This window comes from Nonomuraea sp. MG754425, from assembly GCF_021699195.1.
GTDB lineage: Bacteria > Actinomycetota > Actinomycetes > Streptosporangiales > Streptosporangiaceae > Nonomuraea.
The window spans coordinates 30,768-50,037 of record NZ_SSXE01000211.1 but is presented as its reverse complement, the minus strand read 5'-3'; the positions used below and the strand labels follow the sequence as shown (position 1 = coordinate 50,037).

Below are 19,270 nucleotides of genomic sequence, written 5' to 3'. Positions count from 1 at the left end.
AATACGAACGTCGACACACGCTCAAGAACGCCCAAGACCTCGACTATGCTGCCGCGTAGTCGCAAGCCCTGATGTGTCTATCGAACCGGGGCAACTCCACTCCGCGACCGAGGAGGCGTTCGTCCGCGAACTGAGCCGCGTCATGCTGGCGCTACCGCGCGCGGTCGACGCCGACATCGTTCGTGAGGCCGGGCTTCCGCTCTCCGAGTACACGCCCCTGATGCACCTGTCCGAAGCCCCCGGACGCGCCATGCGGATGGGCGACCTCGCCGCCACCTGCAACATCACCCTCAGCGGGATGACCCGCGTCGTCACCCGGCTGGAGAAGAGTGGCTGGGTCGAGCGCACCAAGTGCGACCAGGACGGACGCGGCTGGAACGCCACCCTCACCGACGCCGGCCTGGCCCGTCTGGAGCAGGCGTGGCCCACGTTCCTGGTCAGCGTGCGACGGCACTCTCATTGACCACTTCAGGGGCCAAGACCTTACTCAGCTCACGGCCACGCTCCGGCACGTCGCAGCCGCTCGAGACGCGCCCCACCCAACCTGACCAGAACGACCGACATGTCCCATGCTGTAGCGAGGGCGTGGCGTTGGTGAACGCCTGTCAGTGGAACTGCGGCACGATCAGGTAGAGGCCGTGACCCACCACCGCCGCGCACATGCTGAAACACCCCGCGGCCACGGCCAGGGCGCCAAGGTCGTGGCCGCGGTGGTGTTCACGCGCGGGCCGAGAGCGCCATCGCGCCAAGGGAGAAGACGCCCACGTCCACGACGCCGACCGTCAGGCTGGCGGCGAACACCTGGCTCAGCTCGGCCCACTTGACGTCCATCGCGCGATCCTCGATCAGACGCCTGCCTGCTGCCGTGCGGCAGGCAGTTCGTTGACGTTGCCCGCGTGCACCGGATTGCGGCGGCCGGCGGCATACAACCCGGCCGCGAGGCCGATCGCCGCCACGGCCGCGGCGGTCACGCCGAGCGTGCTGGTGGTGCTCACCGAGGCGGCGGCCGCGCCGACCACGGCCACGGCGGGCAGCGTCAGCGACCAGACCGGCGCCATCCGGCCCGCCCCTCTCCCCCATCGTCCATCCTGCCGGGTATCCGCCGGGTCGGCCTGTATGCCACCGACGTGCTGCGGCTGCGCCCCGACGACTTCGACCCCGATCTGCCCGAGATCGACTTCACCACCCTGGCCGAGGCGACCTGGGTGAGGATCGCGCGGCTGGGGCGCAGCCGGATGTCAGCGCGTCACAGGATCTCGATGGCGTCGACCTTCGGAGGGCGGTTCGGGTAGCTGATGTCGGTCCAGCGGTTGATCCTCACCGAGTCGCCGTTGTTGTCGCTGTAGATCAGGTCGTTGTTGCCGGTGGAGATTCGGTCGACCCACCATCCGCCGAAGTTCATCTTTCCGCGGTTTGCGAAGCATCTGACGCGGTCGCGGCCACTCATGTGCGACCAGATCTTCAGAAAGTTCTCGCCGGCGCGGCATTCGACTTCGTTGATGGCGAAAGCGGGGCCGGCCGGAATGGTGACAGTGATGGTGGCGGCTGCGGCGAAGGTAGCCAGAACGGTCAGAGCGCGTCGCATGATCGGGATTCCTTTTCAGTTCTGGGGTGCGAGGGGGGTGGCAGGCGCCACCCTTCACCAACCATGAACGCAACGTAGTTGATTGGCTACTAGCTGCGACGAAACGTTGTTGTGGCCTGTCGTTGGGCGGGCGAGGTCAGCCTGTCGACGGTTCGGCGAGCCAGGTTGCGAGGCCGGCGATCACCTGTCAAGTCGATGCGCTGACGCGGCCGGATCCACGCGACCGCCCGCGCTGCTGCCGAGCGCCGCCGCACCGCCCGCCAGGCCACCGAAGCCGGGCATCATGGTCGGCATCGGCGGGCCTGACACGGCCGCTCGGATCGGCCGGCTCCGGGCCGCGATCGCTCAGGAGATCGTGTGTGCGCGGAGCGCCGCGGCGACCTCCCCGGCCGCGTCGAGTTGCTCGGCCGTCAGAGCGTCGACGAACAACTCCCGTACCGCCCGCAGATGCGGCACCGTGGCCCCCTGGAACGCCTCGGCACCCGCGGCGACCAGCACCACCTCCGCTCCCCGGCTGTCGGTGACGCAGTCTTCCCGCGCGATCAGCCCACGCCGCTCCATCCGCCCCAGGTGGTGCGACAGGCGACTGCGTTCCCAGTTGATGTGTGCCGCCAGATCGGAGGACCGCATCCGATGGCCCTGCGCCTCGCTCAACGCCAGCAGCACCGCGTAGTCGCCGGCCGAGAGCGCGGAATCGCTCTGCAGCCGAGCCGAGATCACCGCCCTGAGCGCCTCGGCCGTTTCGATGTAATCCCGCCATACCCGCAGCTCATCGGCCGTGGGCAGGCTGCGCTTGCGTGCCATCTCCGCCTCCTGATTGACATGTCAATCACATCATACATAATTGACGTATCAATCACATGTGGAGGAGGCCCGTCATGTCTGATCTGGTGTTCGGCCTGGACACCTTCGGCGACCTGCCGGAGGACGACCACGGCGAGCTGATGACCCACCCCGAGGCGATCCGCCAGGTGCTGAAGGAGGCGGTGCTGGCCGACGAGCTCGGCGTCGACGTCATCGCGCTCGGCGAGCACCATCGCCCCGAGTTCGCGATCTCGACGCCCGAGACCGTACTGGCCGGGATCGCGACGCGCACCGAGCGGATCCGGCTGTCCTCGGGCGTCACCGTGCTGAGCTCCGACGACCCGGTCCGGGTGTTCCAGCGCTTCGCCACCGTCGACGCGCTCTCGAACGGCCGCGCCGAGGTCATCCTCGGCCGCGGCTCGTTCACCGAGTCGTTCCCGCTGTTCGGCTACGACATGGCCGACTACGACGAGCTGTTCGAGGAGAAGCTGGATCTGTTCGCCAAGCTGCTGGACGAGCGCCCCGTCACCTGGAAGGGCAGGCTGCGGCCCTCGCTCGAGGATGCCGACGTCTTCCCGAAGACCGCATCGGGCCGCCTGCCCACCTGGGTCGGCGTCGGCGGTTCGCCGCAGTCGGTCGTCCGCACCGCGACGTACGGCCTGCCGCTCATGCTGGCCATCATCGGCGGCCCCGCCAAGCGGTTCGCCCCCTATCTCGAGCTGTACCGGCGCGCCACCGAGCAACTCGGCACCACCGCGCACCCGGTCGGCATGCACTCGCCCGGATTCGTCGCCGACACCGACGAGGAGGCCAGGGAGGTGTTCTGGCCGCACTACCGGGTCCTGCGCGACCGGATCGGCGCGCTGCGCGGCTGGCAACCGATCCGCCGCGAGGAGTACGACGCCGAGGTGGAGCACGGCTCTCTCTACATCGGCTCGCCGGAGACCGTCGCCCGCAAAATCGCCGACGCGGTCGTCAGCCTCGGCGTCGGCCGCTTCGACCTCATCTACACCGCGGGCTCGCAACCGGCGAGCGCCCGCCTGCGGGCCGTCGAGCTGTACGGCACGGCCGTCATCCCGATGGTCCGCGACCTGCTCGAAAAGAGCGACCGGTGAACGAGACCATCGGCATCCTCGGCGCGGGCAAGGTCGGCACCGTGCTGGCCAGGCTCGCGCTGGCCGCGGGCCACAAGGTGCTCATCGCCGGGTCGGGCGACCCGGCGAAGATCGCGCTCACGATCGACGTGCTCACGCCCGGCGCGGTCGCCACCACGGCGGCCGACGCCGCGGCGCGCGCCGACCTCGTCATCCTCGCGCTGCCACTCGGCAGATACCGCACGGTGCCCGCGGCCGAACTGCGCGGCAAGCTCGTCGTCGACGCGATGAACTACTGGTGGGAGGTCGACGGCGTCCGCGACGACCTCACCGACCCGGCGACGTCCTCCAGCGAGATCGTGCAGGCTTTCCTGGCCGGGTCCCGCGTCGTGAAGGCCTTCAACCACCTGGGCTACCACGACCTGGAGGACGAGGCCCGCCCCGCGGGCAGCCCAGGCCGCAAGGCCATCGCCATCGCCGGAGACGACCCGGCAGACCTCGACACCGTCGCCACCCTGGTCGACGCGCTCGGCTTCGACCCGGTCGTGGCGGGACCGCTCGCCGAGGGCGTGCGGTTCGAGCCCGGAACCGCCCTGTTCGGAGCCGACGTCGACGCCGCCGAGGTCCGGGCCAGGCTGGAGCGCTTCCCCGAATCTGACCGCGGCCGGGCCCGCCGCTGAGAATCCCGGCAAAGGAGGCAGGATGTCCCACCCCATCAGTACCGGTCACGCCACCCCCGAGGTGGCCGAACTGGTCCTTTCCCTGTTCGAGCAGAAGTCGGCCGCGTCCGCCGCCGGGTTCATGGGCTCTGACTCACTCTTGATGATCAGTTACCCAGGGTGAGTCTCGCCTGGTGTTACGCGTCGCGAAACTCCAGCGAGCGCTCGATGGGGTCGTGGAGACGAAGCTCCTTGAGGAGGCACGCCAGCAGTGACCAACACATAGCTGGGCTCTGTTCTCCTGGACAGAACTATTGGAACGGGTGACGGGAATCGAACCCGCGCTGTCAGCTTGGGAACCGGCTACTGATCTTGGTGTCCTGAGCGGGGAGAACGGGGGTCCTGGTCAGACCGCGACGAGTGGCCGTGAGTGGCCCTGAATGACCTTGACCTGCCGTTCGTTCTGGCACGCATCTGGCACGAGGATCAGCTCTCCGACCTGGGATTGAAACGCACTGCGCGCACCCCGCCCGCCTCGGCCCCATCAGGACCCGCCGATCTTGAGCACTTCCCCCTCCCTGAGCTGGAGATCCACTCCAGAGGCGATTGTTGACTCGGCACTACAGACCCTCGGGCGACGCGTGCGTGTAGCGGTTGAGCGTGGTCGAGGTCGACGAAGCGGGTATCCGGCCTGGCCTTGCCCGAATCACTGCCATACCCGCGATATACCGCCCCTCGCTAGCGTCGGCCGTGTTAACAACCCGCATGTGGCGGGCGTTTCTTGCTGCCCAACCGGCAGCATCCAAAATCGCCGCGATATCCCCAAGGAGAACGATGGATTCCCGTGCCTTCATCCGAGCCGCAGCTGTGGCGGCAGCTGTGCTCACCATGACTGTCGCCACATCGGCCGCCGCCGCTCCGGCGGCCAACGCCGCGCCCTCCTGCGTCAAGGTCCAGCATGGGAGGACCTTCTACGAGGAGACCGCCTTCGGAAAGTACTATCACCACTGGGTGAAGATCACGAACAACTGCGCCAGCAAGAAGAAGCTCAAGGTGGACTGGAGGGGGGCCTTTATGCCCGACTCGAAGTGCACCACGATCAACAAGGGCAAGAGCGCAGAATTCACCAAGAACGGCAAGTGGGACGCCTACGCCGGGTGGTACGGCTGCTGAGCTGACCCGTAGGGCATTCAGCTCCTCACCGGGTTCTGGCGGAGAACGCCAGCCCAGCCCGGTAGAAGACCACACCGAAGCTCCCGGCCGATGGCCTGCCAGCCAGCAGATCGCCGACCAAGACGAGTTGCTCGAGGACGGTGAGCTGATCGGCGTGCCGATCGCGGAGCCGGAAGCAGCGCCGATCTGGCCTGCCTACGACCGGATGTGGCAACGTATCGTGACCATGGTGCGCCGGGCCGGTCACCCCGTGCTGCTGATGTGTCCGATCCCCGACGCCGACGAGATGCCCGCGTTCAGTCGATGGGACGGGCCGGTCTGCTGGGCCCTACTGGACTGCCCGGCCGCCGAACGGAGTTCGGGATCAACGCCAGCACCCTGGGCAGCTGGGTAACCCGGCATCGGATAGTCCACGACGAGGACGTGCAGCAGCCGGTTTCCGGGCCGGAGCGGGCGCGGATCCGGGAGCTGGAGCGGGAGAACGCCGAGTTGCGCGAGAAGCTGGCGTTCTTGAAAAAAGCATCGCCGACCCGCCACCCGGCGCACCGGTGCCGCCGATCCTCCCGCCCGTCAACGGCTTCCTCTTCCTCGACCGGGACAAGTTCCACGGCTCCTTCGCCGCCGACCTGCCCGCGCAGCAGGCCGCTTTCCTGGCAGACGCGCAGGTCCCGTGGGGTGTGGACGCCCTCGGCGGCGCGGTCACCGAACCCGCCTGGCGGCACAAGCCGGCCTGGTATCTGGTGGCGACCGAGGACCGGATGATCCCACCGCCTGCCCAGCGGGCCATGGCCGAGCGCGCCGGCGCCTCCACGGTCGAAGTGATCGGCAGCCACGCCGTGTACGTCTCCCAGGCGGCCTCGGTCGCCGACCTCGTCCGCCAGGCCGCCGCCTGACGCCGGCAACCCCCAGCGCCCGGTGCCCGCACGGGCCGGGCGCCACGGCCTGATGCGGGCGGACAGCCATGCCGTGACACCCGCATCGCCGGCACGTCAAAGACTCCGGCCCGCTCTGCCTGGTCCATCCGGGCGGGCCCGGGGATCGGCTGGGAGTACCTGCGGCTGCCCCGCCTTGAGCGGCACCTGACACAGGTCTACCTGGAGCCGGTCGGCACCGGCGGCTCCGGCCGGCCGCTTACGACGCGGCAGGCACATCGTCCAGCAGTGTTTGGGTGGCCCTGCGCGCGAGCCACACACCGCCCGCCCGCCGTGAGGCAGGCCCCGGCCGTCAGCCGACCTTGAAAGCGAGCAGGTCGGCGGCATTGGCCGCGAAAACCATGTCGCGTCCGGTGACCAGCCGCCAATCGCGGTCATCATCGGGAGTGGCGCCCTGAGAATGCGGATAACGCCAGACGAGTTCTCCGGTGGCGGCGTCCCAGCCGAACACGCCGCCGTCGACCGCGTCCGGTTGCGGCCCGAACGAACGCGAGATCCCCGCGAACATGATTCCGGAACAGATCACCGGAGCGCTCGGCCGTGCTCCGGCCCTGGTGCTGCTCGTCCATCGTGGTCGTCCGGTGGCCGCGTCGATGGAGAACGCTGTGCCACCGATCCCGTAAAGCGATCCCTGGGACAAGGTGAGGCCGGAGATCTCGCCTCGGTTGCTGTAGTTCCATCGTGCCCTGCCGGTCGCGGCATCGAATGCCTGTATCCCCGATTTGTACTTGAGATAGGTGGCGTCCCCGTCCGCCAGCACAGGCCCGGCCGTGTCATTGGCCTGGTGCCGCCAGATGACGGAGCCGTCGCTCACGTTGACGGCCAGCAGCCGGTACCGCGCGTCAACGAAGAACAGCCGGTCTCCGGAGAGGGCGAACGTGGCCCCAGGGCGCAACTCGACAGGAAGGGACCACTGTGCCGCGCCGTCGGCCAGCGTCCTGGCGATGAGCGACTCGCTGGAGCCGCTGGAGTCCTCCAGCAGGAGGATGACACCGTTCCGCAGGCCCAGAACGTCGTTGGGGGGATCGAATTTCAGTGGTTCGAAGACATGGCGCGCGCTACCTGTGGCCAAATCGACCGCATCAACGCCGCTCACGTCACAAAGCAGAACCGATGACGGGGCGGCCACGATCGGCGGCGTGTTCGAGCCCCTCCCGGCGGGGTGGTTCCACAGTTGCCTGCCGCTCTCCGTGTCGACCGCATGCAGAGTCTCGTCATCCAAATAGAGCAAGGTGTCATCGATCCTGAGCTGCGGATACGTATGCATGGTCGCCGCGCGTAGCTGCCATTTCCGCTCGACCGGCGCGTTTTCCTGCCACCTTGCCCACACTGTGGCACCGCCCCCGCCGGCGACCGCGACCCCCATGCCGGCCAGGGCGATGGTGAGGAACCGGCGGCGTCCCGTCGCGGGCCGCTGTCGTGCCAGCAGCGTCGTCAGTTGGGTTTGGCGGGCCTGAATGTCGCCGTTCAGCGGTCCTGACGGCCAGGTCACCGGCTCGGGAACCGGCCCGCCGAGCACATCGCGGGGAAGGGGCCGGCGGCGCGGGTCCTTGTCGAGGCATGCGGACATGACCTCGCGTAGCGCGCCGGGGGGAACCGCCGCCAGGTCCGCGGGCTCGTGCACGACGCGATGCAGCATCACCGGAGCGGGCCCGGTGCCGAATGGCCCCCGGCCGGTCGCGGCGAAGGCCAGCACGGCGCCGAGGGAGAAGACGTCGCTCGCCGGGCCGGCCTCGGTTCCGACGACCAGTTCGGGCGCCAGGTACCCGGCCGAGCCGACGATTCCCTTCGTGGCGGTCAGTGTGCTCTCGTTCACGAGGCGGGCGATGCCGAAGTCGATCACCCTGGGGCCGTCACCCGCCAGCAGGACGTTGGACGGCTTGAGGTCGCGGTGCACAACGCCGGCGGCATGGATGGACGACAACGCCTCGGCCAGGCCGGCCGCCAGTCGGTGCAGGGCGTCCGGCGGCAGCGGGCCGTGGGCATCGACTGCCTGTTGCAGCGACGGACCTGCGATGTATTCCGTTGCCAGCCACGGCCGGGGTGCGTCGGCGTCGGCATCGAGGACCGCGCAGGTGAACACGCCACCGACCCGGCGGGCCGATGCGATCTCCCTGGCGAACCTGGCGCGGAATCCGGATTGGTCGGCCAGGTCCGGCCGGATCACCTTGACCGCGACAGCCCGGCCCCCACGTGAACGGGCGAGGAACACCACCCCCATGCCGCCCGAGCCCAGTCGGGCGAGCAGAGTGTACGAGCCTATGTTGTGCGGGTCTCCTGGTTCGAGGGGATGCAACGCGTGCGCTCCTGAGGATGTCTGCGTCAGGCGGGGAAGGCGTGAAGGCGGATGCCGTCGAAGGCGAAGACGGACGAACCGTCCGCGGCCAAGATCCATTGGGTGGACTGGTCGCCGGGGGTCTGCACGCTCCACCGGGGCGCGCCCGTCCCGGCGTCCAGCACGGTGACGCCGGCTGAAGTGGCGTGGTTGTCGAACGGCGCGGCCACCACTGCCGAGGACACGGCCAGCCCCCGGACCAAGGAGATCGGCGCAGGGCTGCGGGCGCGCCAGCGATGCGCACCGCTCGCCGGATCCAGCGCGACGACGGTGTCACCCAGAACGCTGCACAAGGTGCGTCCACCCATCGCGACGTCTTCGATCACCGGGAAGGCAGATGAGGTCTCCTGGGTGCGGCTCGTCCACAGTCGCCGTCCTGCGGGATCGAATGCGACCACGCCCTCGGGCGTGCTGGTGAAGAGGGAGCCGCCGGACCTGACCAGGCTCAGCGGACCGGTGCCCTTGGCGATCGGGATACGCCACATCTCCCGCCCTTCCTTGAGGGCGAGCGCGAAGAGAGCCTGGCTCTCCCGGACGTAGCAGGCGTCCTCGTCGACGGCGATGGCGGCGAACACATCGGCATCCGGATCGGCCAGCTTCTTTTTCCAGACAAATCTGCCCTGACGGGTGTCGAAGACGGCCACCCAGAGATTGAAGGACGAGACCCAGAGCAGGCCGCCGGACCGGCCGATGATCTCTAAGCGGGAGGACTCCGCGAAGGCCGCCTTCAGGTCGTCGCTCTCGATCAGGCGCTGCTGCCGGCCAGTGGCAGCGTCGAGCACGTGCAAGTCGTGGCGCCTGCCGAAAGCGTAGAACTGAGACCCCGATAGTGGAGGGCCCGAAATGATCCGCGGCGCCCGCCATCTCCGGCGCCCGGTCGACGGGTCGATCGCCTCCAGCCCTCCAGATGCCAGGTAGACGGTTCCACCGCCGATGGCCAACCGCGCGTTCGCGGACGGCAGTTCGGGGGTGAAGGTCCATCTGGGGACTGGGCCGGTTTTGCTTTCCACCAGCGTGCGTCCCCTGGGAGGCGTGCCCTCCTTCGGGCGGCGGTCGAACGCGCCGGAAAGCCAGGCCGTACCCGCACCTGCCAGGGCGAGCGCGGTTCCGCCTGCCAGCGCGATCACACGGCGCCTGCCGATGCCGTTGTGAGCGGACAGCCGCGTTTCTCTTACCGTCTCCGAGGCGCTCGGGAGGAGGACGGGTGGTGAGTTCTCCAGTTCGGACAGCCGCCGCGCCCGGAGCGCCAGATCCGCGCGGACGCCATCCGGGAGCCAGCTCACCGGGTCGACCGGGGCGTTGTCGGTCAGCAGATCGAGCAGTTCTCGCGGTGTCGGCCGCCTGCGCGGGTCTTTGTCCAGGCATGCGGCCACCACCGGCAGCAGGCCGTGCGGGACCGTGTTGAGCACAGGCTCCGAGCGGGCGACCCGGTAGAGCAGCGCTTCCGTCGGCCCCGAACCGAACGGTGCCCGCCCTGTCAGCGCGAAGACCAGTACGCCGGCGAGCGAGAACACGTCGCTCGCGGCGGACACGTCGCTCGCGGCGGACACGTCACCGTGGACGTGCTCGGGCGACATGTAGGCGGGGGTGCCGATGATCGCACCGGGGAGCGTCAACGCCGTGCCGTCGAGGGCCCGGCTGATGCCGAAGTCGATGACTCGTGGGCCCTCAGCGGCCAGTAGCACATTGGCGGGTTTCAGATCCCGATGTACCAGCTCCGCGTCGTGCACGGCCATCAGTGCCTCGGCCAAAGCCGCACCCAGCGCACGGGTCGCAGCCTCGGTCAGCGTCCCGTGCGCGTCGATCGCCTCCTGCAGCGACGGACCGGGCACGTACACGGTCGCCACCCAGGGCACCGGCCCCTCGGAATCGGCGTCCAACACCGGAGCGGTGAACGCTCCGCTGACCAGTCGAGCCGCCGCCACCTCGCGGCGGAACCGGGCACGGAACTCCGTGTCTTCGGCGAATTCCGGCCTGATGACTTTCAGCGCGACCCAGCGCCCACCCGGGGAACGCGCCAGGTAAACCCGGCCCATGCCGCCGGAACCCAGCCGGGCCAGCACCCGGTATGCCGCTATGTAAACGGGATCGTCAGCCTGGAGCGGCTGCATCCATCCTCCTCCATGCCGTTCTCGCCGAAAGCTCGCAGAGAACGCCACCGGGCTGTTGCCCGTTGATCCCGCTGCCGCGCCCGTACTTTCTCCAGGATGCGCAATGGCATCACGAAATGGCCTCCTCTTGGCTCTCCTTTCCCGCCCATGTCCGGCACCGGCCAGTTCGAGAGATCATCGCGTTGATGACTGATCTACCACACAGCAGGGGCCCGCGTGCACATTCCAGATCCGGGCGCAGGTATACCGGGTGAAAGAGGACTACGCCGCTCACATCGGCTTCCCGGGCAGGGGTCGTCACCCTGGATGCGACCTGGCGGACCGGCGGCCAGAACCCGATCGTACGAAGCTTCCATGGTCTCTTTCCCTGGGCTCTCCGTTTGAGCCGGGCATCGCGTTGACGAAGATCTCCGGTGGCAGAATCTCCGGGATGACGATCTCTGACTCTGTCGGTCAGTTATGGCGTACTAGTGTCCTGTTGCAGAGTGCCCGGTAGACGGGACAGCACCTGGCACGCCTGGCGGGGCCCGCTCTCATCGCGTCGTTACCGCCGGCCGTCGTGGTGGGTGGCCTGGTCAGCGGGTAGTTCGCGCTGATGTCCGCGCTCCCTGGGCCGTTGGTGGGCTGGACGGTCGCGATGGTGGCCGTCTCGATGCTCGCGCATGCCGTGGTGCTGCCCGCGACGGTGCTGATGGCGGCGGGGTTGATACTCGGCCGCTCCGTGTCGCCGTCCGTCGCGCTGCGGACCGCGCTGCGGCGCGCGCCTGCCGTGCTGGCGGCCGGTGCGATCATGCTGCTCGGGTGGGCGGTGATCGTGGCGGCCGGGCTCGGCGTGGCGTGGGTGACCGCTCAGTTGTGGTTGTCGATCCTCGTCATGGCGGGGTTCGTGGTGTTGGCGGCGCCGTTCCTGCTGGCTGTGCCGGCCGTGATCCTGGAAGGGCGGTCGGGATGGCGGGCGTTCGGCCGCGGCTATCGCCTGGCCGATGAGCGACTGATGTACGCCGGGGTCACGCTGCTCGTGGGCGTGCTGGGGGTGCCCGCGCTGGCCTGGCCGGGGCTGGACCGGCTCATGCCGCTGTTGCCCGACTCGATCGCGACAGCCGTCACGGGTGTGGGGTACGGCGTGGTGGGCGTGCCGGCCGTTGTCTTCCAGGCGGTCGTGCTGGCCAGGATGTTCCTGTTCCTGCCGCACGAGAGCGAGCGGGAAAGGGTGTCCGAGGAGGTCTTGCGCCTGCTCCCCGAGGGTCCGCCCGTCAACTGCCTGCCGCACGGCAGCAGGCAGGCGTCTGATCGAGAATTGCGCGATGGACGTCAAGTGGGCCGAGCTGGGCCAGGTGTTCGCCGCCAGCCTGACGGTCGGCGTCGTGGGCGTCTTCTCCCTTGGCGCGAGGGCGCTCTCGGCCCGCCGGAACGTGGGCCACGCCTGCTCCAGAGGGGCCAGGCCGGCGCTGGTGAGGGTGGCGTTCCCGCCGCGTCCGTCCTGGTCGCACCTGGTGCGCTCGACCCACCACGAGCCGGACGATCGTATGCGGGTCGAGCGTCTGCCCTGCTGGGAACGGCTGGGTGGGCCGACCCGGTGCCGGGTGCCGACACGATCTACGACGATTCCATATAGCGGGAAATGTCTTGTATCAGGTGTTTGATTATTGCGGAAGAAATGACATCCGTTTGTCATCGCCCGACACATATCCAGGTAGCTGGATTTCGCATAATTGATAGCTTTGGGTGCGCAACATCCGCGATGTAGTGGCTGGTCCGCAGCGAGGTTCTGTGCGAACAACGCTCCAGACCTTCCGTCTTGCGTTCTTCCGGCCATGCAAGCGAGGCGTACGGGCGTGCGCCCGGTTCCGCCTCCCCGGCTCGCCCAGAACAACCCTGACCAAAGTTCTGCGATCTTGCCTCCTGGAGATGTGTTCATGGGAGTTCCCAGGTTTTCGGCACTGCCGGTGGTCTGCCTCACCCTTGCGGCCATGGCCCCGCTCGCGCAGCCGGCCGCCGCTCAGCCCGTCGGCGTACCGCTGGTGGACGAGACGTTCACCGGGGCCGAGGCGATCGCGGGGTTCGAGGCGTTCGGGCCCGCCTGCCTGACCGGCGCGCCCCAGGCTCCGGCAACTGGCCCCGGCACCCACCCGCTCACCGGTTGCCCGGCCGGGGCGTCCGGCCCCGTACCGCCGGACGACGCCGCGCCGTACGGTTACCTGCGACTCACCGACGCCTCCAACGACCAGTCCGCCGCCGTGCTCTACAACCATGCCCTCCCTGCGAACCAGGGCCTGGTCGTCACGTTCGACCAGTGGCAGTACGGAGGCACGACGAACCCACCGGCCGACGGCATCTCGTTCTTCCTCATCGACGGCGCCGCGTCGCTGACCGCGCCCGGAGCCTTCGGCGGCAGCCTCGGCTACGCGCAGAAGCAGCCCGACGACAACCCCGACGCCACCTTCCTCCCGGGGGTGAACCGCGGTTACGTGGGTGTCGGCCTGGATGTGCTCGGCAACTACTTCGGCGACTGGGAGCACCGCGGCAACGGCTGCGCCGACCGCTCCCCCGCCGGCACCGTCTTCCGGGTCCCGGCGCCCGGCGCGAACATGGTGACCGTGCGCGGGCCGGGAGACGACATCGACGGCTACTGCTTCCTCGACGCGACCACCAGCAACTTCTCGACGACAGGGCCCTGGCCGTCCACTCTGCCGGGCGAGTTGCACGGGCCGACCACCGAGGTGCCCGCGGACGCCACGCCGCAGGAGGCCGAGGCGCTGCTGGCCCCCTCGCGCCGTACGGTGACCGTCGAGGTCTCCCCGGCGCCCGACCCGCTGCTCACGGTGCTGATCGACTTCCACGACGGCAACGGCGCGCAACAGGTGTTGTCGACTCCCGCGCCCCGACCGGTGCCCAGCACGTACAAGTTCGGTTTCGCCGCGTCGACCGGGTTGTTCACCGACGTCCACCTCATCCGGAACCTCACCGTCCACCCGGCGGCCGCGCTGCCGCAGCTCAACCTGGTCAAGCAGGTCTCCCAGGCTCCGCCGCCACCCACCCCGCTGACTCCGGGCACGCGGGTGCCGTTCGAGTACGTGCTGACCAACACCGGCGGCGTGCCGATGACGAACGTGACCGTGACCGACGACCGGGTCACCGAGATCATCTGCCCGCAGAACACGCTGGCCGTGGGCGAGACGATCACCTGCACCGGCGAGTACGTCGTCACTCAGGCGGACGCCTCGGCCGGTTCGGTCACCAACACCGCCACCGCGACCGGGCAGGCGAACGGTACCCGGGTGGAATCACCGCCTGACAGCGTCACCCTGGAGGTTCAGTCCGGGCCTGGCATCCGGTTGGAGAAGTCGGCGGACGACAACCACGTCTACCGGGCCGGTGACGAGGTCATCTACACCTACACCGTCACCAACACCGGCCCCCGGCAGTTGACGGGCGTCGCCGTCACCGACGACCGCGTGACCGGGGTGACCTGCGAGACGACCACCCTCGCCCCGGCCGGACAGCCCGGCGACAGCACCACCTGCACCGGCAGGTACACCATCACGGACGCCGACGCCTCGGCCGGTTCGGTCACCAACACCGCCACCGCGACCGGGCAGGCGAACGGCACCCGGGTGGAGTCACCGCCCGACGACATCACCCTGCTGGTCAGCTCCGAGTTGGGGCTGCGGCTGGAGAAGTCGGCCGACACCGGCCGCGTGTACGAGGCCGGTGATGAGGTGACCTACACCTACCGGGTCACCAACACCGGCAACGCCGAACTGACGGACATCGCCGTCACCGACGAACTCGTACCGGACGTGACCTGCGAGGCCACGACGCTGGCCCCGGGCGCGTCCACGACCTGCACCGGCAGGTACACCATCACGGACGCCGACGCCGCACGGGGGACGGTCGTCAACCTGGCCGCCGCGAGCGGTCGCTCCGGCGGCACCCGGGTGGAGTCGCCGCCCGACAGCGTCACACTGCGGGCCAGGGCGGAGCGGGGCCTGCGGCTCACGAAGACGGTGGACGGCTCCCGCCGCTACCGGGTGGGCCAGACGGTGACGTACACCTACACCGTCACCAACACCGGCAGCACGGAGCTGACGGACATCGACCTCGCCGACGACCGCGTGACCGGGGTGACCTGCAGGGCGACCACTCTCGCCCCGGCCGGACAGCCGGGCGACAGCATCGTCTGCACCGGCAGGTACCGGATCACGTGGGCCGACGCGAAGCGAGGTGAGGTCGTCAACGTCGCGGTGGCCACGGCCGACGGCGGAGCCGTCCGGTCGAATCAGGCCCGGGCTCGCATCGCCGTCGAGAAGAAGCCGTGCCACGGCAAGCACTGCCCGAAACCGAAACCCAAGCCGTGCAAGGACCCGAAGTCCTGCCACGTGAGGTGACCCGGCATCCGCGTCGGTGACCGGGAGACCGTTCCGGCACCCGCCACCGGCCAGGTGGCGGGTGCATACGGAATCGGACGGTGCCGGCAGCGTCGCCTCGCTCCTGCTCTCACGGCGACGGAGGCGGCAGCCGCCTGCGGTTCCCGCCTCCGTCGGATCATCGCGAGAGGTCTGCCACCCGCCCGGGCGGGAGCGAACGGGTGCTGGGCGCGGACCTCAGCGGCGGCGGCGACCAGTTCGCCACCCGGGACTCGATGTGGCCCCGGGGGTCGCGCCCGCTCCGGAGGGAACCGTTCGGAACGGCCGAGGCATGCGGACCGCGACCGGCGACACTGCCATCGGCGAGCCGGCGCGATCGGCCACGCCGGCACCGGCGCCGCTGCACGGTCCCGGTCCTGCCGGTCGCCATCCACCAGGTACAGGGAGCCGGGTCACCCTTCAGCGGCGTGGTGATATCCAGGCGCCAGGCCAAGGGGAAGCCACGAACCGGCTGCGGCGCTCGCCTGCCAGGCGCGCGGCAGAACGCGGCAGGATCCGGCCGCCCGGTGGCTCCTGCGTCACACGGCCGGACTCGCCGTCGATGCGCGGCCGGCGGTGGGATTATCGGAGAGCGATGATGGAGTCAGCGGCCGGCGGCGAATCGGGCAACCGGAAGCGGGCCGCTTCGACGCACTCGTCGCGCAGGACGAAGCGGGCTACGCCCTGGTCACCTCCCGCCATCCGCTGGATTCGGTCTTCACCGCCCGGTTCGCCATGTTCTTCACGGTCGCCCAGCGATCGGACAACCCCTACGTTCCTGCCCTGGGTGTGGGCGCCTATGAGTGAGATGCCGACGGCGTCGACGTCCCGCGGGACGTCCGAGACGTCCTGACGGACCTCTTCGCGGACCTCTGCGGAGATGCCGACAGTGCCGCCAACGGGGATATCGGCGGCAAGCCGGCCTGGACGCTTGGCACGCCACCCACCCCAAGTCCCCATGCAGGGCCACTCGAGTCCTTCCTGACCTGGGCCATGAACAGCCGCTACTTGTCCCGCCTCGATCTGCCGCCCTGAGATGCTCGGCTACACCCCTCAAGCCACAACACGCCAGGCTGCAGCGACGACACTCACCACCACCGCCGAACGAAGCCTCTGCCGATGACGGCTCGGTTATCTGGGGTGCCGAAAAGGCGTCAGGCATGTCAGGCAAGTGGACTTCCGGGGAACATTCCCTGACAAGTTATCTGGGGTTGTCAGGCACGGAGCACGGCCGCCCTCCGGGTTCTGCGCCCGACTACCCATGACGAGGCAGAGGGTGGGACCAGGATGACCGTCATCGCCCGGCCACCGTTCGCGGGCCGGCTCCTGCCCCTGGCCGCCGGGGGTGCCGGGGCCGCCGCGGTGGCCGCCCTGCTCGGGCTCCGGCTGGCTGGTCACGGCGGCTTTCCCACCGACCCGGTCGGCGTGCTCGCGCTGGCGACGGCAGCCACAGGCGCGGCTGTCGCCGCCACCCGGCTCACCGCGGCGGGCAACCGGCGTTCCGGCACGCTCGCCGCCTGGCTCTGCGTCGCCCTGCTGACCTACCTTGGCGTGGCCGCCTGGGCGGTGTGGGCGGTCGCGACCGGGAACCCGACCGCCGCACTCGCGGTCGCGATCTGGAGTTCGGCCTGGATCCCGCCGCTCGCGCTCATGCAGCTCGCCGCGTCAGCGGCCATCCGGACCGGCGAAAGGGCACCGTGGACGCATCGGGTCCTCGCCTGGGCGATCATCGCAGTGACGCTCGCGAACTCCCTGCTGACGACGCCGAGCGACCCGTTCACCGGCCTGCCGACCATCGCGCCGGAGTCTTGGCGGACAGCGCTCGAGCCGCTCGGCGGCCTGGCCACGCTGCTGGGCGTGCTGGCTCTGCTGCTCATCCCGATCAGCCTGTGGCGTGCCGCGCTCGGCTCGGCGGGGGCCGCCCGCGCACGGATCGGGGTCGCCGCGGCCGGAACGACCGGCGCTCCGCTCACCGTCTGTTTCTGCCTCCTGCTGGCCATCGCCCGCGACCCCGGAGCCGTGGAGCCGTCGCTGGGTTCGGCCGCGTTCCTCGTCACCCTCGCCGGGGCCTCGGCGTTCAGCGCGGCCTGCGCGGTGCTTGCCGCACGGGGCGGCGTTGAGCCCCGGCACGTGGAGATCGTCGTACGAGGCACCGGGCTCGTCGCCGCGTCCCTCGTCGTGATCGGTGTCGGGACGCTCATCGCTTCTCCCGGCGTCCGGCTCGGCGCCACGGCGCTCGCCCTCTCGGTCGCGGCCGTGACGCTCGTCGTCGTCGGAGGCGCCTGGGCCGGGACCGGACGGCTCGCCCGCGTGCTGACCTCCGGCGAGCGGCCGGTTCCGGACGAGGAGGAGGTTCCGGCCCCGCCGGGCGCGATGCCGGTCCCGGGCCTGACACCTCGCGAGGCGGAAGTACTCGCCGTCCTCGCCGAGGGCGCCAGCAATGCCGGAATAGCGGCCCAGCTCGTCGTCTCCGAGCGCACGGTCGACGCCCACCTGCGCGCGATCTTCATCAAGCTCGACCTCAAGCAGGAGGCCGGCACGAACCGCCGCGTGCAGGCCGCGCGCATCTGGCTGGACAACGCCGCCGCGAACCGGCGCCAGGGGCCCTGAACAGGCCGAACGCAAGATAGGTGCTAGCACCGATGCGGTGCGCACGCCCTCTTCTGATGATCGAAGCAGCGCGAACAGCGCCGTCTCACTGATCGATCGAAGGGGAGAGACGACCGTGACCGCACCCGAACTCGCCGGGGCCGCAATACCGCCGTCCGCCCCCGCCGCCGCGTCAGCTCCACGGCGGGTCGCTCTCGTCGGGCTCTTCGTCCTGCTGCTGGTCTCGCTTGCGGCCCGTACCGGCTTCGCGTTCTGGGAACCTCCCTTCGACGGCACGGTCCGGTACGACGACGTGCGAGCGCTCGGCGGCGCGTACTGGCCGATGAACCTGTACCTCGGCGGCCCTGGCCACGCGGTTTCCTGGGTCACCGCGGCGATCTTCATCGCGCTGCTCGCCCATGGCAGGGGCCGCGTGCTGAACCTGCTCGGCGCTGTGCCGATCGGCGTCGGCGGGATCCTGTTCGCGCTGGTGATCACCGCGGAGGCGCTGCCGTTCGCCTACGCGGCCGATCCAGCGGTGCTGCCGGAGCCCGAGGGACGGGAGCTGTTCGACCTCCTGAACGCGCATCTCGACCTGCTCGTTCCGGCGATCATCGGCTCCCAGCTCGCGATCGCGGCCGGCGTGCTGGCCGCACTCATCGGGACGCTGCTGTCGAAGGCGATGCCGCGGTGGCTGTCGATCGCGGGCGTCGTGTTCGTCGTCGTGTTCGTCGCGCTGCCGACCGGGACGTCCAGCCCCGTGGCCGCCGCGATCGGATACCTGCTGCAGGTTGCGCTTGTGGCCGCCATCGGCTGGTTCGGGCTTCGCGCCGCGCTCGGTAGGCGCTGACCCCGCGCGGATGAGAGTCCGCCTCGAAGATTCACTCCGACCGGCAGAAAGGAAACGTTTCATGACCCCCGTACGCAGGACAGCGGGCACGCTCGTGGCCCTGGCCGCCCTCGCCATCGGCCTGGCGCTTCCGGCCACGGAGACGGCGAACGCCGCCTCCCTCGATCAGAAGACGTTCACCTGGAACCGTTCCATGACGACGGGCGACTGCAGCATCGTCCCCGGCGCCAAGTGGACGCTGTACTCGGACGGCACGGCGCGGCTCGACGCCACCGCCTTCAGCGCGGACGGCGACGACGCCTGGCTGATGTGGGCGCGGTTGCTCGATGAGGATCGCGCCGTGCTGGGCGAGCTGCGGGTGTCCGGGAGCAGCAGCACCAAGTTCGTCAAGAACCTGCCCGTCCCGTTCCGGAGATACCGCTGGATCGCCGGCGGCCGGTTCGACCCGGATCTGTTCGACCTGGTCGAGCACATGTCGCTGAGCAAGCATTGCTGAGTCGCGATCACTCTGCGCACCACCGTCCACCTAGGAGAAGATGATGAAGTCCGTCACCGCCGCCATGGCCGCGCTGGCCGCCGCCGCTGTGATCGCCGCTCCCTGCGCCGCCGCTGCCGCATTGACCGAGCCGGGCTCGGACACCTGCCTGGCCGGCTTCGTCTGGCGGGAGGCGCGGCCCGCCGACCACGTCTGCGTGACCCCGAAGGTCCGTGAGCGGACCGCGGTGGAGAACC

Annotated in this window: 18 protein-coding genes; 13 read left to right on the top strand and 5 right to left on the bottom strand. The window is 69.6% G+C overall.

The genetic code is table 11. The features are described 5' to 3' along the window. Nucleotides 1-73: 73 nt before the first annotated feature. On the top strand, nucleotides 74-463 hold the full coding sequence (locus FAF44_RS44780) for a MarR family winged helix-turn-helix transcriptional regulator (protein WP_237109537.1): 390 nt from the start codon (nucleotides 74-76) through the stop codon (nucleotides 461-463). Between the two features lie 382 nt (nucleotides 464-845). Here FAF44_RS44780 and FAF44_RS44775 read toward each other — a convergent pair whose 3' ends face one another. The 3 genes from FAF44_RS44775 to FAF44_RS44765 form a co-directional block, all read right to left on the bottom strand. Next, nucleotides 846-1,058, bottom strand: coding sequence for a hypothetical protein (locus FAF44_RS44775; protein ID WP_237109536.1), 213 nt, complete (start codon nucleotides 1,056-1,058; stop codon nucleotides 846-848). Between the two features lie 188 nt (nucleotides 1,059-1,246). After that, on the bottom strand, nucleotides 1,247-1,585 hold the full coding sequence (locus tag FAF44_RS44770; protein WP_237109535.1) for a beta/gamma crystallin domain-containing protein: 339 nt from the start codon (nucleotides 1,583-1,585) through the stop codon (nucleotides 1,247-1,249). A 345-nt stretch (nucleotides 1,586-1,930) separates the two neighbouring features. Then, nucleotides 1,931-2,389 (bottom strand): MarR family winged helix-turn-helix transcriptional regulator, encoded by a 459-nt coding sequence (locus tag FAF44_RS44765; RefSeq protein ID WP_237109534.1) that lies wholly within the window; start codon nucleotides 2,387-2,389, stop codon nucleotides 1,931-1,933. A 74-nt stretch (nucleotides 2,390-2,463) separates the two neighbouring features. Here FAF44_RS44765 and FAF44_RS44760 point away from each other — a divergent pair, with 74 nt between their 5' ends. The 5 genes from FAF44_RS44760 to FAF44_RS44740 all read left to right on the top strand — a co-directional run bounded on the left by FAF44_RS44760 (nucleotide 2,464) and on the right by FAF44_RS44740 (nucleotide 6,208). Beyond that, nucleotides 2,464-3,504, top strand: coding sequence for an LLM class flavin-dependent oxidoreductase (locus tag FAF44_RS44760; RefSeq protein ID WP_237109533.1), 1,041 nt, complete (start codon nucleotides 2,464-2,466; stop codon nucleotides 3,502-3,504). Further along, nucleotides 3,501-4,163: an NADPH-dependent F420 reductase gene (locus tag FAF44_RS44755; protein WP_237109532.1), complete on the top strand. Its 663-nt coding sequence runs from the start codon at nucleotides 3,501-3,503 to the stop codon at nucleotides 4,161-4,163. Before FAF44_RS44760 ends, FAF44_RS44755 begins: the two co-directional genes overlap by 4 nt. Nucleotides 4,164-4,185: 22 nt before the next feature. Beyond that, nucleotides 4,186-4,326, top strand: a complete 141-nt coding sequence (locus tag FAF44_RS44750) for a hypothetical protein (protein WP_237109531.1) — start codon at nucleotides 4,186-4,188, stop codon at nucleotides 4,324-4,326. Between the two features lie 476 nt (nucleotides 4,327-4,802). Next, nucleotides 4,803-5,315 (top strand): hypothetical protein, encoded by a 513-nt coding sequence (locus tag FAF44_RS44745; RefSeq protein WP_237109530.1) that lies wholly within the window; start codon nucleotides 4,803-4,805, stop codon nucleotides 5,313-5,315. A gap of 386 nt (nucleotides 5,316-5,701) precedes the next feature. Next, nucleotides 5,702-6,208, top strand: coding sequence for an alpha/beta fold hydrolase (locus tag FAF44_RS44740; RefSeq protein ID WP_368857792.1), 507 nt, complete (start codon nucleotides 5,702-5,704; stop codon nucleotides 6,206-6,208). 331 nt (nucleotides 6,209-6,539) lie between these two features. On the opposite strand, the gene FAF44_RS44735 is transcribed toward FAF44_RS44740, so the two are convergent. Together FAF44_RS44735 and FAF44_RS44730 are read right to left on the bottom strand one after the other, a co-directional pair. Further along, a complete protein-coding gene (locus FAF44_RS44735; protein WP_272895884.1) occupies nucleotides 6,540-8,642 on the bottom strand; it encodes a protein kinase in 2,103 nt (700 codons plus the stop codon). Then, on the bottom strand, nucleotides 8,570-10,693 hold the full coding sequence (locus FAF44_RS44730; RefSeq protein WP_237109527.1) for a PQQ-binding-like beta-propeller repeat protein: 2,124 nt from the start codon (nucleotides 10,691-10,693) through the stop codon (nucleotides 8,570-8,572). The genes FAF44_RS44735 and FAF44_RS44730 overlap by 73 nt, the downstream gene beginning before the upstream one ends. Before the next feature lie 595 nt (nucleotides 10,694-11,288). Between FAF44_RS44730 and FAF44_RS44725 the strand changes: the two genes are divergently transcribed. From FAF44_RS44725 to FAF44_RS44695, 7 genes are all read left to right on the top strand, one after another. After that, nucleotides 11,289-12,308 carry a hypothetical protein gene (locus FAF44_RS44725; RefSeq protein ID WP_237109526.1) on the top strand — a complete coding sequence of 340 codons (1,020 nt, stop codon included), beginning with the start codon at nucleotides 11,289-11,291 and terminating at the stop codon, nucleotides 12,306-12,308. Between the two features lie 355 nt (nucleotides 12,309-12,663). Then, a complete protein-coding gene (locus tag FAF44_RS44720; protein WP_237109525.1) occupies nucleotides 12,664-15,081 on the top strand; it encodes a hypothetical protein in 2,418 nt (805 codons plus the stop codon). Nucleotides 15,082-15,675: 594 nt separating this feature from the next. Continuing rightward, nucleotides 15,676-15,906 (top strand): hypothetical protein, encoded by a 231-nt coding sequence (locus tag FAF44_RS44715; protein ID WP_237109524.1) that lies wholly within the window; start codon nucleotides 15,676-15,678, stop codon nucleotides 15,904-15,906. Nucleotides 15,907-16,386: 480 nt separating this feature from the next. Then, nucleotides 16,387-17,709 carry a helix-turn-helix transcriptional regulator gene (locus FAF44_RS56155; RefSeq protein ID WP_308193496.1) on the top strand — a complete coding sequence of 441 codons (1,323 nt, stop codon included), beginning with the start codon at nucleotides 16,387-16,389 and terminating at the stop codon, nucleotides 17,707-17,709. A gap of 115 nt (nucleotides 17,710-17,824) precedes the next feature. Continuing rightward, on the top strand, nucleotides 17,825-18,538 hold the full coding sequence (locus FAF44_RS44705; RefSeq protein WP_237109523.1) for a hypothetical protein: 714 nt from the start codon (nucleotides 17,825-17,827) through the stop codon (nucleotides 18,536-18,538). A gap of 61 nt (nucleotides 18,539-18,599) precedes the next feature. Next, a complete protein-coding gene (locus tag FAF44_RS44700; protein ID WP_237109522.1) occupies nucleotides 18,600-19,034 on the top strand; it encodes a DUF6294 family protein in 435 nt (144 codons plus the stop codon). 43 nt (nucleotides 19,035-19,077) lie between these two features. Beyond that, nucleotides 19,078-19,270 (top strand): hypothetical protein (locus tag FAF44_RS44695; protein WP_237109521.1); only part of this gene is annotated, 193 nt, incomplete at its 3' end.

What these genes read in the sequence shown, in the direction of transcription:
- FAF44_RS44775 (WP_237109536.1), bottom strand. Translation starts at nt 1,058, where the DNA reads ATGGCGCCGGTCTGGTCGCTGACGCTGCCCGCCGTGGCCGTGGTCGGC.
- FAF44_RS44770 (WP_237109535.1), bottom strand. Translation starts at nt 1,585, where the DNA reads ATGCGACGCGCTCTGACCGTTCTGGCTACCTTCGCCGCAGCCGCCACC.
- FAF44_RS44765 (WP_237109534.1), bottom strand. Translation starts at nt 2,389, where the DNA reads ATGGCACGCAAGCGCAGCCTGCCCACGGCCGATGAGCTGCGGGTATGG.
- FAF44_RS44760 (WP_237109533.1), top strand. Translation starts at nt 2,464, where the DNA reads ATGTCTGATCTGGTGTTCGGCCTGGACACCTTCGGCGACCTGCCGGAG.
- FAF44_RS44750 (WP_237109531.1), top strand. Translation starts at nt 4,186, where the DNA reads ATGTCCCACCCCATCAGTACCGGTCACGCCACCCCCGAGGTGGCCGAA.
- FAF44_RS44735 (WP_272895884.1), bottom strand. Translation starts at nt 8,642, where the DNA reads ATGGATCTTGGCCGCGGACGGTTCGTCCGTCTTCGCCTTCGACGGCAT.
- FAF44_RS44730 (WP_237109527.1), bottom strand. Translation starts at nt 10,693, where the DNA reads ATGCAGCCGCTCCAGGCTGACGATCCCGTTTACATAGCGGCATACCGG.
- FAF44_RS44725 (WP_237109526.1), top strand. Translation starts at nt 11,289, where the DNA reads ATGTCCGCGCTCCCTGGGCCGTTGGTGGGCTGGACGGTCGCGATGGTG.
- FAF44_RS44720 (WP_237109525.1), top strand. Translation starts at nt 12,664, where the DNA reads ATGGCCCCGCTCGCGCAGCCGGCCGCCGCTCAGCCCGTCGGCGTACCG.
- FAF44_RS56155 (WP_308193496.1), top strand. Translation starts at nt 16,387, where the DNA reads ATGACCGTCATCGCCCGGCCACCGTTCGCGGGCCGGCTCCTGCCCCTG.
- FAF44_RS44700 (WP_237109522.1), top strand. Translation starts at nt 18,600, where the DNA reads ATGACCCCCGTACGCAGGACAGCGGGCACGCTCGTGGCCCTGGCCGCC.